General features: G+C 46.2%; 10 protein-coding genes. 6 read left to right on the plus strand and 4 right to left on the minus strand.

Annotation, left to right across the window (positions count from 1 at the left end):
• Nucleotides 1-196 precede the first annotated feature (196 nt).
• Nucleotides 197-1489 (minus strand): glutamate-1-semialdehyde 2,1-aminomutase, encoded by a 1293-nt coding sequence (hemL, locus tag RH45_RS02190; protein WP_008073304.1) that lies wholly within the window; start codon nt 1487-1489, stop codon nt 197-199.
• Between the two features lie 258 nt (nt 1490-1747).
• Between hemL and erpA the strand changes: the two genes are divergently transcribed.
• From erpA to RH45_RS02205, 3 genes are all read left to right on the plus strand, one after another.
• The gene (erpA, locus tag RH45_RS02195) at nt 1748-2089 is read left to right on the plus strand and encodes an iron-sulfur cluster insertion protein ErpA (protein WP_008073305.1); all 342 of its coding nucleotides are present in this window, start codon (nt 1748-1750) and stop codon (nt 2087-2089) included.
• 172 nt (nt 2090-2261) lie between these two features.
• Entirely contained in the window at nt 2262-3347 is a 1086-nt protein-coding gene (locus RH45_RS02200; RefSeq protein WP_008073307.1) for an efflux RND transporter periplasmic adaptor subunit, read from the plus strand.
• Between the two features lie 12 nt (nt 3348-3359).
• Nucleotides 3360-6476: an efflux RND transporter permease subunit gene (locus tag RH45_RS02205; RefSeq protein WP_008073308.1), complete on the plus strand. Its 3117-nt coding sequence runs from the start codon at nt 3360-3362 to the stop codon at nt 6474-6476.
• Nucleotides 6477-6518: 42 nt separating this feature from the next.
• Here RH45_RS02205 and RH45_RS02210 read toward each other — a convergent pair whose 3' ends face one another.
• Nucleotides 6519-7805 carry a peptidoglycan DD-metalloendopeptidase family protein gene (locus RH45_RS02210; protein WP_008073310.1) on the minus strand — a complete coding sequence of 429 codons (1287 nt, stop codon included), beginning with the start codon at nt 7803-7805 and terminating at the stop codon, nt 6519-6521.
• Nucleotides 7806-7935: 130 nt separating this feature from the next.
• Between RH45_RS02210 and tyrS the strand changes: the two genes are divergently transcribed.
• Nucleotides 7936-9123 carry a tyrosine--tRNA ligase gene (tyrS, locus tag RH45_RS02215; protein ID WP_008073320.1) on the plus strand — a complete coding sequence of 396 codons (1188 nt, stop codon included), beginning with the start codon at nt 7936-7938 and terminating at the stop codon, nt 9121-9123.
• Nucleotides 9124-9538: 415 nt separating this feature from the next.
• Nucleotides 9539-10384 carry a magnesium transporter gene (locus RH45_RS02225; RefSeq protein ID WP_008073327.1) on the plus strand — a complete coding sequence of 282 codons (846 nt, stop codon included), beginning with the start codon at nt 9539-9541 and terminating at the stop codon, nt 10382-10384.
• Here the strand turns inward: RH45_RS02225 and dacB are convergent.
• Nucleotides 10363-11787: a serine-type D-Ala-D-Ala carboxypeptidase gene (gene dacB / locus RH45_RS02230; RefSeq protein ID WP_039958128.1), complete on the minus strand. Its 1425-nt coding sequence runs from the start codon at nt 11785-11787 to the stop codon at nt 10363-10365. The genes RH45_RS02225 and dacB overlap by 22 nt on opposite strands.
• A gap of 99 nt (nt 11788-11886) precedes the next feature.
• Nucleotides 11887-12876, minus strand: a complete 990-nt coding sequence (locus RH45_RS02235; protein WP_008073335.1) for a porin — start codon at nt 12874-12876, stop codon at nt 11887-11889.
• Nucleotides 12877-13410: 534 nt separating this feature from the next.
• Here RH45_RS02235 and greA point away from each other — a divergent pair.
• Nucleotides 13411-13884, plus strand: a complete 474-nt coding sequence (greA, locus tag RH45_RS02240; RefSeq protein ID WP_008073338.1) for a transcription elongation factor GreA — start codon at nt 13411-13413, stop codon at nt 13882-13884.
• Nucleotides 13885-13890 lie beyond the last annotated feature (6 nt).

The raw sequence follows: 13890 nt of genomic DNA on the forward strand, positions 1-13890 counted from the left end.
AAGATTCTTGTTAGTGTCGGAGGTGTGTCAAATCTATGGGATGTTGTAATAGCGACAAAGGTTGTCAAAAAGCACACAATAAAAGGCGGCCCATTCCTTGGTTCGCCATAGTGATGGCGATATTGGTCATGCTGGTGGTATTTAACTGGCAATAAAAAAGGCTGCGTCATGCAGCCTTTTTCCGTTTCGGAGAGGATTAAGCTTCTTTGGCTAGAATCGCAAAACAGCGATCCGCAGCTTCTAATGTTGCTTCGATTTCTTTGCTGCCGTGTGCTAAAGAGGTAAAGCTTGCCTCAAAAGCTGAAGGCGCTAGATACACTCCATGATCTAACATAAGGTGGAAGAAGCGCTTGAAGCGTTCAATGTCACACTTAGTCACGTCTTCGTAGCTTGTGATGCTCTCTTGCTCAGTGAAGAAGAAGCCAAACATGCCACCCACTTGGTTAACTACCATAGGAATGCCGTGGCTGTGTGCAAGCTCTTTGAAGCCATCAGCCAGTTGTTTTGTTTTAGAAGCTAGACGCTTTTCATTGCCTTCTTCTTTAAGAAGATTTAAACAAGCAAAGCCTGCTGCCATTGCCACAGGGTTACCTGAAAGCGTGCCTGCTTGGTAAACTGGACCTGTAGGGGCAATGTGTTGCATCACCTCTTTACGACCACCGAACGCACCAACTGGCATACCGCCGCCGATCACTTTACCAAGCGTCGTCAAATCTGGCTTGATGTTGTAATAGCCTTGCGCGCCGCCTAATGCAACACGGAAACCAGTCATGACTTCATCGAAGATCAATAGTGCGCCTTCTTCGTCACAGATTTGACGTAAGCCTTCATGGAAGCCTTCAACAGGAGGGATACAGTTCATGTTGCCTGCAACAGGTTCCACGATGATACAAGCGATCTCGCCTTTGTTGGCTGCAAATAGCTCGCGGACAGACTCAAGGTCATTAAACGTTGCAGTTAGAGTGTGTTTTGCAAAGTCTGCGGGAACACCTGGCGAACTAGGTTGGCCAAGAGTGAGTGCGCCAGAGCCTGCTTTTACTAGTAGGCTGTCTGCGTGGCCGTGATAACAACCTTCGAACTTCATGATCTTATCGCGACCAGTGTAGCCACGAGCCAGACGAATCGCACTCATAGTTGCTTCTGTGCCTGAGCTCACCATACGCACTTGCTCCATTGAAGGAACCAGTTCAGCGACAAGCTCTGCCATCGCAATTTCCATTTCCGTTGGTGCACCAAAGCTTAAGCCACGCTGGGCAGCTTCAATCACAGCTTCACGGATTACGGCATGGTTGTGACCAAGAATCATTGGACCCCATGAGCCTACATAGTCGATGTACGCTTTGCCATCAGCATCAAAGATCAGCGGGCCGTCTGCACGCTCAACGAAAATTGGAGCGCCGCCAACGCCGTTAAAAGCACGTACCGGAGAGTTAACACCACCTGGAATAGTGTGTTGTGCTTTTTCAAATAACTCTGCTGATTTGGTCATGGGATATCCTCTTTTGATTGCTCGGACCAATTTTGGCTGGCATTGTACCCGCCGATTCACTATCAATAAAATGCTTTGCGCCACATTCTGCGTACTTTCACATCAAATAGCGTTTAATTCGGCTAAAAAATGCATTCCAAAGTGGCGAATACTTGAACGCTTCACTCAGGTATTAGATAATCAGGAAATTAATAAAGATGATGTTCCAGAAAGTGACACAAGCTGCGCTCTGGAAGTACACCACTGAGAGAGGTCATCGTGAGCGAAGTAAATATCCCACTAACATTTTCAGATGCAGCCGCTAGCCGAGTAGGGGCGTTGATAGCAGAAGAAGAAAACCCGAACCTGAAACTACGCGTATACATTACCGGCGGTGGCTGTAGTGGTTTCCAGTACGGTTTCACTTTTGATGAGAGCGTAAACGAAGGTGACACCACTATCGTCAACAGCGGTGTGACACTGGTTGTAGACCCTATGAGTCTTCAGTACCTAGTGGGTGGCCAAGTCGATTACACCGAGGGTTTGGAAGGATCGCGCTTCTTCGTTAACAACCCAAATGCGACGACAACCTGCGGTTGTGGTGCATCATTCAGCGTTTAAAACGTTTATTCCAGATACTAAGGCTGCTTCGGCAGCCTTTATTTTTTCTGCCAATTCTATCTAGAAACTGAGACCTTAATTAAATTACTGTCCAAGTGTATTTTATTTTTTGTTGGTTACTTTATATGCTGACTGACACGTCTATTGGACGAATAATATACAAAGGATTGTTATGGCTAGTTTTTCAGTTACCCGCTTTATCGCGGCCCGTCCTTACATAGTCTCATTATTCATCGTTGCTCTACTCTCTGTTTGGCTTGGATTAGGCGCTTTGCAAGCCGAAGAAGCGCCTGCTAAACAGCAGAGTGATTCTGTTCCTCTTGCTAAAGTCGCCGTGACCTCTTTCACTGCGCAGAAAACATTTAAAGCGATTGACCTTTATGGCCGCACAGCTCCTGATAAGCAAGCGAAAATGGGCGCTGAAATTGCTGGCAAAATCGTTGAGCTGAAAGTTTTGAAAGGGCAAAGCGTGGCTAAAGGCCAAGTGATTGCATTAATTGATAAAGGCGATCTCGATATCCAGCTTGAGCGCGCGAATGCAATGCTCAAGGTTCGTGAGAAAGAGTTTAAAGCCGCCCAATCGTTGAAAAGTCGCGGCTTACAGGGAGAGGTGGCGTTTACTAATGCACAAGCGGCGTTGGTGGAAGCGAAAGCCATGGTGAGCAATGCCAAGATAGCCTTGAGGAATACGTCTGTGACGGCTCCATTTGCGGGTATCGTTGACCATTTATACATCGAGAAAGGCGACTTCGTCGGTGTCGGTGATCCTGTTGCTTCTTTGATTGATCTCAATCGAGTGGTCATTGAAGCGGATGTCAGTGAGCGTCATATACAAGATCTAACCCTTGGCCAACCTGCACAGGTTGAGTTTATATCTGGGGATTCTGTTACAGGTGAGGTTCGCTATATCTCGAGAATCTCGTCACCATCAACCAATACGTTTGCCATTGAGATCGTTGTTGATAACCCAAACCAGCGCATTCCGGCTGGCATCAGTGCTCGGGTTGAGCTCAATCTAAAAGAAAAACTCGCGATTAAGCTTACGCCTGCAATGTTAGCCCTTGATGAGGCGGGGAACTTAGGTGTGAAAACCTTGGTTTCGGGCGATAAAGTTCAGTTTGTCCCGATTCAGTTAGTCAAGGCGGAGCAGGATGGAGTTTGGCTGACCGGGTTAGGGGAGCAAGTCGACATCATTACAACGGGGCAAGGCTTTGCTCGTGATGGTGACTCAGTCATTGCGGTTAAACAGTCTAACTAGGTCGGAGGCAATATGTTTGCATTAATAGATGCGGCGTTATCTCGCACTCGGACCATGCTGGTTTTACTCGTCTTTGTGCTAATCGCAGGTGTGCTCACTTATATAACCATTCCTAAAGAGTCGAGCCCAGACATTACTATCCCGATCATCTATGTGTCCGTCGGTCACCAAGGGATCTCACCAGAAGACGCCGAGCGTTTGTTAGTGCGCCCAATAGAGCAAGAGTTGCGCTCTATCGAAGGGGTGAAAGAGATGACTTCCACGGCTTCTGAGGGGCATGCCTCGGTGATGTTGGAATTTAGTGTTGGGGTCGACCTTAACAAAGCCATGGCTGATGTCAGAGAAGCGGTGGATCTGGCAAAACCTAAATTACCAGAAGACAGTGATGAGCCTACCGTTAACGAGGTTACTTTTGCTTCTGAAGAGCCAGCGTTGACCGTGGTTCTCTACGGTACTGTCCCCGAACGAACCATAGTACAGATTGCTCGTCAGTTGAGAGATAAGCTAGAGAGTTACCGCCAAATCTTGGAAGTCGATATCGCGGGTGATCGAGAGGATATCGTTGAGATCATTGTTGATCCGCTACTCATGGAGAGTTACGGCTTAGATCAGGCCGATATTTATAATCTGATTGCTTTAAACAATCGCGTGGTTGCCGCAGGGTTTGTCGATACTGGCTATGGCCGTTTCTCGGTCAAAGTCCCTTCCGTGTTTGATTCACTAAAAGATGTTCTTGAACTGCCCGTCAAAGTGGATGGTAAGCAAGTGATCACTTTTGGTGATGTGGCGACAGTCCGGCGCGCCTTTCGTGACCCGGAAAGTTTTGCCCGTCTAGATGGTAAATCTGCCGTTGTTTTGGATGTGAAAAAGCGCGCTGGCGAAAACATCATTGAGACGGTGGAATTAATCAAAGCGGTCATGGTGGGAGCGCAGCAGCGAGTCGATTGGCCGAGTAACTTGCTGGTTAAATATACGTGGGATCAATCTGATGATGTCAAAATGATGCTCAATGATCTGCAAAATAATATTTTGTCGGCAATCATTTTAGTGGTCATTGTGATCATTGCGATTCTCGGTGTGCGCACCGCTTTGCTTGTTGGGATCTCCATTCCTGGCTCTTTCTTAACGGGTTTATTGGTGCTTTCTGTCTTTGGGTTAACCGTCAATATCGTTGTTCTCTTTTCGCTGATTATGGCGGTAGGCATGTTAGTTGATGGTGCGATTGTAGTGACGGAATTTGCCGATCGACGAATGCAAGAAGGTACGCCGAGACGCGACGCTTATCGCGATGCCGCCAAACGTATGGCTTGGCCGATAACCGCTTCTACTGCGACGACGTTAGCAGCGTTTGCGCCATTGCTGTTTTGGCCTGATATCACTGGCGAGTTTATGAAGTACTTGCCGTTAACGCTGATTGCGACATTAGCGGCTTCTCTCGCGATGGCGTTGTTGTTTGTGCCAGTTCTTGGCAGCTTAATCGGTAAGCCACAGAACGTAACCCATAGGCAGCGGAAGAAAATGGTTGCGCTGCACGAAGGTGACTACACTCGCGCGACGGGGTTAACCAAGCTTTATTTCCATACCTTGGACATTGCGATTCGCCACCCATTTAAGATTTTACTCAGTGCAATCTTGCTCGCTGTAGGCGTTGGTTTTACCTACGCCAAAGCAGGGCTTGGGGCGGAGTTTTTCCCTGAAGTTGACCCGCCATTTTTTACCGTGAAGGTTCGCTCTTACGGTGATCTCTCGATTAAAGAGAAAGATGTCATCATGCGTGATATTGAGTCCTTGATGCTAAATCACGATGAGTTCGAGAGTGTTTATACCAAGACCGGGGGCGATGATGAGATCGGCCAGATTCAAATAACTCCGGTCGATTGGCAATACCGTCGTCCAGTGAAAGCGATTATTGAAGAGTTAAAGCAAGCGACCGATCAATACGCTGGGGTGGAAATCGAATACAAATTCCCGGATGCGGGGCCTCCTGTCGAGCACGACTTAGTGATTGAAATGTCGACGCGTATTCCCGGTGAGTTGGATGCGGCGGCTAAACTGGTGCGCCACTGGGCGGACTCTTACCAAGCGTTTACCAATGTTAGCGATAACTCAAGCAAAGGAGGGATCGACTGGCAAATCGATATTCGTCGTGATGATGCCGCTCGATTTGCGGCCGATGCAACTTTGGTGGGTAACACGGTCCAGTTTGTCACCAATGGCTTAAAACTGGGGGATTATCTACCCGATGATGCGACAGAAGAGGTTGATATCTTGGTGCGCTACCCTGAACACAATCGTGATATCGGCCGTTTTGATCAATTGAAAGTGAAAACCGCCGCAGGGATGGTACCCATTACCAACTTTGCCAGTATTGTCCCCGAACATAAGCAAGACACAATTCATCGGATTGACGGACACCGTGTTATCAATGTTTACGCTGACATCAAAGAAGGCTTTAATCTGGCGTTAGAGCTGCCGAAGGTTGAGCAAGAACTGGCAAAATTGGACTTGCCTGCTGGCGTTGAGTTCAAGATTCGTGGTCAAAATGAAGAGCAGGAAAACTCGTCGGCATTTTTGCAAAACGCCTTCCTTGTTGCGTTAGTGGTGATGGCTCTGATTTTGATTACCCAATTTAATAGCTTCTATCAAGCCTTCTTAATCTTGAGTGCCGTGTTGTTTTCTACCGTCGGAGTGTTTGTTGGCCTACTGATCTTCCAAAAACCGTTTGGCATCATCATGTCTGGAATAGGTGTGATCGCATTGGCGGGGATAGTGGTTAACAACAACATCGTGTTGATTGATACCTATAATCAGCTTCGTAAGCGCGGTTTAGACAAGCGTGATGCAATATTGCGTACAGGTGTGCAACGTTTACGCCCGGTTATGTTGACCACGGTGACCACCATCTTAGGCTTATTGCCTATGGTGTTGGAGATGAACATCGACCTGATTAATCAAAAGGTGGAGTTTGGCGCTCCAAGTACTCAGTGGTGGTCGCAATTAGCGACGGCTGTGGCAGGAGGCTTGGCTTTCGCTACGGTACTGACTCTCGTGTTGACGCCGTGTCTGTTGATGCTAGGTCGAGAGCATAAAGTGGAAGAGAGCGCCAACCAAGTCATCAAAAGCCAATAACCAAAATTAAAAAGCCCCACATTGTTATGTGGGGCTTTTTAGTTAGTCAGTTGCGAGTAACTGACTGTAGCGTTCAAGTTTGTCGAGTTTCACTTTCGCATTGGCGATAAAGGTGGTCTTGGCTTTTCCTGTCAGCGACTTAGACTGAGGAAGCTTGACGGTTCGAGCATTTTTATGCACGCCGTTAACCAAAAATTCATAGTGTAAGTGAGGGCCAGTAACTCGTCCGGTTCCTCCCAATGTTCCTATGGTTTGCCCTTGTTTAACGCGCTGACCTGTTTTCACCATTCGTTTGGTTAGGTGGAGGTACTTGGTGATGTAAATGTTGCTATGTTTGATGAACACATAGTTACCATTAAATTGGTTATAACTCGATTTAATCACGGTACCGTCACCGGCTGCCCATATTGGTGTGCCGACGGGTGCGGCATAGTCAGTACCTCGGTGTGGACGAACTCTTCCGGTTACTGGATGTAGGCGGCGAGGGTTGAAGTTTGACGAAACGCGACGGAAATCCAGTGGCGCACGTAGGAAGGCTTTCTTCATCGCTCGGCCATTTTCGTCATAGTACTTGCCGCTTTTCTCGTCCAAAATCGCGGTAAAAGTATCGCCCTGATTGTTGAATATTGCGGCAATAATCTTGCCTCGGCCTACGACCTCGCCCTCAACCACTTTTTCTTGATAGAGAATCTCGAACGAATCGTGTTTACGAATATCCAGAGCAAAGTCGATATCCCAGCCAAATATGCCAGCAAGTTCCATTATTTGATTCGCCGTTAGCCCTGCGCCAACACCCGCATTCCAGAAGTTAGATGTGATAACGTTACCTGCATAATTGTATTGATAGTGGACTTCTTTCTTTTCGATACTGGCGGTAAAGCCTTGTTCTGTTCGGGTGACTAAGTAGGTTTCATTGGCACTGATTTTACTTTTAATTTGAATCAGTGTGTTTTTCTCATCAAAGCCAAAGTAAAACGAGTCTCCAGGTCGAATCTTAGTGATGCGCCTTGCTATGTCTTTATCTGAAGAGGCGATTTGATGAAGCAGTCGAGAGCTTAGCCCTGCGCGTTGAAACAACAATGCCATGCTGTCACCTGAGCCAATAGTGTGCTTCTCCCAACGTAGAAGACCCAGATGATTATCTCTTTGCTCTAGTTCGAGAGCTGAAGGGTCAATGGCCAGTGGGTATGCTTTACCTAGCTGGTAATGACGCTCATCCGGACGAAGCTCTTGGGGAGTAGGAAGAAAAAATGCAAAAACGATAAGGGCACTAAAGAGTGCAATCAAAACTCGGTGCATCCATGGGAGTCGAGCGAAAATAGACAGCATTTTATTGTTCGTTCTAAAAATTTAAGTAAAAAAGCCCAGCTGTTTAGTCTAACTGGTTTCAAAAAGCATCGCTATTCAAGTAAGATGGCAAATTATCAAATTTTTGCCAAATCTGTGGGAGTGAACAAGAATGGCGAGCATTGAAGCTGCACTAGCCGAGATTAAACGCGGTGTTGATGAACTAATTCCAGAAGAAGAACTGATTGCCAAGTTAAAAGAGGGGCGACCTCTACGTATTAAATTGGGTGCGGATCCTACGGCTCCTGACATCCACCTTGGTCATACTGTCATTCTTAACAAACTGCGTGCATTCCAAGAGCTAGGTCATGATGTGACGTTTCTAATTGGTGATTTCACTGGCATGGTCGGTGACCCAACGGGTAAAAACACAACTCGTCCACCGTTGACTCGTGAAGATGTGCTGCGCAATGCTGAAACGTATAAAGAGCAAGTGTTTAAAATTCTTGACCCAGCAAAAACGAAGATTCAGTTTAACTCTGAATGGTTATCTGAACTTGGTGCTGAAGGCATGATTCGTCTAGCGGCGAACCAAACGGTGGCACGCATGCTTGAACGTGATGATTTTAAAAAGCGCTACAGCAACGGTCAGCCAATCGCTATTCATGAGTTTATGTATCCACTCCTACAAGGTTATGACTCAGTAGCAATGGAAACAGACGTCGAGCTAGGTGGTACAGACCAGAAGTTCAACTTGCTTATGGGACGTGAGCTGCAAAAAGCACACGGTCAGAAGCCACAGGTTGTACTGACTATGCCTCTTCTTGTTGGCCTAGATGGCGAGAAGAAAATGTCTAAGTCGGCACACAACTACATTGGTATCAGTGAAGCGCCGAGTGAGATGTTTGGTAAAATCATGTCGATCTCTGATGATTTGATGTGGAACTACTACGAGCTACTGTCTTTCCGTCCACTTAACGAGATTGCTGACCTGAAAGCTGGCGTTGAAGCAGGTAAAAACCCGCGTGATGTAAAAGTGGCATTGGCGAAAGAGATCATCGCTCGTTTCCACTCTGAAGCTGACGCAGACGCTGCTGAGCAAGAGTTTGTCAATCGTTTTGCTAAGAACCAAATTCCGGATGAAATGCCTGAGTTTGACTTTGATGCGGGCCTACCAGTAAGCAACCTGCTTAAAGAAGCGGGTCTGTGCGCTTCAACGTCTGAAGCAATGCGTATGGTTAAGCAAGGCGCGGCTAAGATTGATGGCGAGAAAGTTGCAGATTCTAAGTTTGCACCTGAAGCCGGTACGTACGTTTTCCAAGTTGGTAAGCGTAAATTTGCTCGTATTACGATTAAGTAATCTTACCCGCAACACGATTTGATAAGCGTCCAGATTGGGCGCTTTTTTTATCCCTCACGATTAGCCTCAATATCGAAGTAAAGTTTGTTCAAAAGCCTGTTTTTTGATGCCAGTTTTGTTATCATCCTCGCGCTGCCAGAATGGCAGTTTATTTGGAGACTTTTATGAACAATATCGACCATCCTCCTAGTATCAAAGGAGAAAAATAACCCACTTCGGTATTGTCCTTTTGTCTCTACCGTAGGGTAGAGCAGTTTCTTTTCCACTTCTCGTATTTTTCTCCTCGCCACTAGAATATTAATACTGACTTGCTCAGAGGTTACTTACGTTTAACCGATCCTGTCATGCCAATGGTGTTGGGTTGAGCTGCGTCGTATTTGATGGTCGTTACCTATTGCCAATCGGGAGATTCGCCATGACGGTAATGAGCAATACATATATAGAAAACTCGCCTCTCTTTTCTGAAGAGGAGATAGGTGCCGCTCGTAATGCATTTTTGCAGTATGAGCAACCCCAACAGGTTCATTTGTTAACCATAATGCCGATTGAAGAAGCGGTCGCGATTTTACACCACTGCTCAGTTGGCTACGTTCAACAACTGATATCGCTGTTGGAAAATGAAGGGCATGATAAGTTGGCTCGTCACTATGCGCATCAGCTTGGTTTGATTCACTCTGAAGTTGAAACCGCAAAAAGCTACCTAAATACCTCAGTACTGGAACATGTGAGACAACGCATTGGCTGGATCATTGCGCTTGCACTGCTTGGCATTGTCTCTGGTTTAATCATTGCTCAATATGAAGACACGTTAAGCCAGTTGGTGTTGCTGGCGATATACATGCCGGTCATCGCTGCTGCTGGGGGAAATACCGGGACGCAAGCCGCGACTCTAGTTATCCGTGCTTTGGCTACGGGGGAGCTAAAGAAGCGTCAGTGGATGAAGGTATTTTGGAAAGAAAGCCGAGTTGCGATTTGTTTAGCTTTTGCTATCGCCTTGGTCATTGTTGGTCGTATTTTGTTGTTCAGCGACAGCGCGTCGACGGGTGGTTTTGAGCTCAACAGCATTGCGTTAGCTATTGCTGTGGCTTTGTTCATTCAAGTGACCATGTCGACAACCTTGGGAGGCTTACTGCCTATCCTGGCTAGGGCGTTCAAGCTCGACCCAGCGGTGCTGGTAAGCCCTGTTCTCGCATCGATTGTCGACATTTCGGGGATGTGGATTTACTTCACCGTCGTCAACTATTTCTTAGGGATAGCCTGACTAAACTTGACGACGTCTTTGTAGAACAAAGTTTCAAACTGGGTAATGGGAGCGACAGTCGGTTTGGCGTCGCTCTTTTTTTTACCCAGATGGTAGTCGGTGACAAATTGCACAAACACAGTACTCGGTTTGCCTGTTTTATCAGTACCAAAACCTGCCATATTGTAGCTACCGTAAAGGGAGCCACTTTTCCCTATTAGTGCATGCTTAATCGGAGCCTTTCTCATGCTACGACGATACTTTAAGGTGCCGCTCTCACCAGATTTAGGCATTAATGCTAACAAGTTTAACTGTTTATCGTGTTGCCATACGTAGCGAAGAATATCGGCCATATCGCGACTACTGAAGCGATTATTACGCGACAAGCCGGAACCATCGGCGAGGGGAGTATTAGATAAGTCGACACCAGTATGGGCAAATATGATCTGTTTGATCGCTTCAGTACCGTTGTTGAAGCTGCCCGGTTGAACAAAAAACTTACTGCCTATCGCTTTGGTTAAGTTATCGGCGATTAAGTTGTCTGATTTCTTGAGCATCTCATCAAGTAACACACTTAGCTTTGCAGAAGAGTGAGTGACTAAAACCTTGCCCTTATTAGGTGGCTGACCGACACGAATATGGCCACTGAGCTTTATGTCGAGCTGATGGAGTACGTTGTGCAGCATACGCTGGGTATAGAGCTCAGAGTTTTGTACTGCAAACTTTAACGGTAGTGGTTTGCTTCGCTGTACCAAGCAGCCTTGGAGTTGGTAGTGATTGTCCGGTGACGAAATCAGCTCGAGACTGCATTGTGAGCTCTCTTGCTCTTCCTTTGTCACGCTGCGTACCTTGGTTGAAGCATAAATTGGAAAATGTTCAGGGACGTATACGCGCGTCTTATTGTTCGCTTCCGTGTAGATGGAAGCTTGGACACAGTTTTCATCTAAGGTGATTGCACTGGAGGGAGCGCTATAACAGACGCCGAGAATATCCCAAGGCCACCCCACAGCACGGTCGTAGCCACTAAATGCACTGTTATCTAACCAAATGTCGCCCTGTATAGCTGTCAGACCGTTTTTCTTGGCTTGGGTAAACATCTGCTTTAGATCGGCGGTGGTTAAGGTGGGGTCTCCAGAGAAACGCAGCGTGACGTCTCGTCTGCTTTTTTCCAGCTGAGTGACAAAATGAAATTGCTCGCCCAGTTCAAGCTTAGCAGCCAAAGCTGTGACCACTTTGAGCGTGCTTGCTGGTGGAAAGTACTGATCTTCATTATGCGTAGAGAGTAACGTTTGCTGAGCCGCTAAGCTTTCGATAAGCAAGCTACTGCGATTACCCATAGGGAGTTTATCCAATGGCGCGTATGCAAACGTGGAGAATGATAACAGCGAGAGTAAAGATGCGATGGATACGCGAGTCAGTTTCATGCTTCAGTTTCGGTTAGGGAAAGCGTGACCCAGTATAACCAGTAAAAAAAACGCCCGCTATAAAGCGGGCGTCTTAGATTTATGACATTCAATCACAAATTAGAAGTCGTAACGTAGGCCTAGTGCTACTTCGTCTTCAGCGTCTACTTTAGAGATGCCTTTGTCAGTGTCAGCATCTAGTAGGTTGAAGTTGTAAGAAACGTAACCACGGAAGTTAGGCTTGAAGTAGTATGTTGCATCTAGAGCAACGTTGTCAGCAGAACGATCGCCGTCAGTTTCAGCGTTGTTGTATGTAGTGCTGAATACAGTTTGACCTAGCGTGTAAGCTGCTGCGAATTCGTAACCTGTGTAATCTACAGTGTTGTTTGAGTTAGTCTCTTGCTTTTCACCATCAGTGAATAGACCTGCAACGTACAGATTTTCGATAGTGTAGTTAGCACCAAGCATGTACTCGTTCGCTTTATCTTGATCAGCGTAACCAGCACCTAGGTTTAGGCCTGTGTCAGCAAGCGCGTAGATAGCAGACAGAGAGTAACCTGATTTACCATTGTCTACGAATTTTGCATCAACAGTGTTTTCGTTTTCGATACTGCGGTCAGCAAAACGGTAGCTTGCTTTTAGGCTTAGGTCGTTGAATTGACCTTTGTAAGTTAGCATGTTGTCAACACGGTCAGCCACAGCTAGCTTGTCTGCTGCAGAGTTACCGTGGTAAGCCATGATATCAGTGAAGTCTGTTAGTACGCCTAGAGCGCCGTCGTTTTTACCGTAAGTAACTTCACCAAATTTACCGCCTAGACCTGCGTAGATGTAACGGTGATCGATATCATCTTCTTTTTCGCTATCAGCTGTAGTGAACTCACCTTCGTAGAAGCCAACGCCGTAAAGGCCGTCAGTGATTTCAGTTTTACCTAGGAAGTTTAGACGTACGCGAGAGTTATCTTCAGCCTTGCCATCTTGTAGAGAAAGACGAGCTTCAGCACGGCCGCCCATTTCTAGAGTTGTGCCGTCTTGGTTGTAGATTTCTGCCGCGTTTGCGCCAGTAGCCACTGCTGCAGCTGAAACTGCAAGAGCAATCAGAGTTTTGTTCATCTTATAAGTCCTAATTTACTGTCCATAAATAGTTATGTGAGCGATAACACAGTTCTCACCGGCTATCCTCTATTTATTGCTCGAATGAATCAACACTCATATTTAAGATTTGTGTCAAAAATATGTCAGCGCTACTCAAGCCTATGAGCAATCGGTGAGCAATGTTTTAACGTCAAAGTTCCGGTCAGGGTTAGTAAAATGATATAAAATTGGATTTTGAACGGTGTTTTATTTTACCTAAATAATTATCAAGTAATTGTTTTTGAAGTATTTTTATTGATTGTCTGACTTGATGTGAAACTGAGATTATTTAGTTTTTTTTAGTGCAATATAGGCATTTTCATACAACAAGATTGGTCAAGGCTGAATTATAATTACTCCTTATCGGTGTCAATATTTCCTATGTTGGATTTATGGTGATTTAGTGGCGAACTTTGTTTACACTAAGATAAATTGATTAGTTAACTCGCTACCTAATCCTCCGGGTTGGGTGGTTTTGTTTTGTCCAAAGGTAGCTTTGGAATGAGGTAAACAATGGAAAAAGTCCCAATGACACTGCGTGGCGAACAAAAGCTACGCGAAGAACTAGACCGACTATTAAAACTTCGCCCACAAATTTCTGAAGCGATTGCTGAAGCGCGTGAGCTGGGGGATTTGAAAGAGAACGCTGAGTACCACGCTGCGCGTGAAGAGCAGGGGATCTGTGAAGCGCAAATCCGTGATATCGAGTACAAGCTGTCTGTTGCTCAAGTTATTGATGTAACTAAGATGGATAACTCGGGCAAAGTCATCTTTGGTTCAACAGTAACGCTTATTGACTGTGATACTGAAGAAGAAAAAACCTACCAAATTGTCGGCGACGATGAAGCGGACATCAAAGCGGGTCGAATTTCCGTGAGCTCGCCAATTGCTCGTGGCTTGATTGGTAAGATGGAAGGCGACGAAGTCGTTATTTCGACACCAGGTGGTGAGCGTGATTTCGAGATCGACAGCGTAGAGTACATCTAATCATAC

The sequence above is a fragment of the Vibrio sinaloensis DSM 21326 genome (genome assembly GCF_000189275.1).
In the GTDB taxonomy this organism is placed as follows: Bacteria; Pseudomonadota; Gammaproteobacteria; order Enterobacterales; family Vibrionaceae; genus Vibrio; species Vibrio sinaloensis.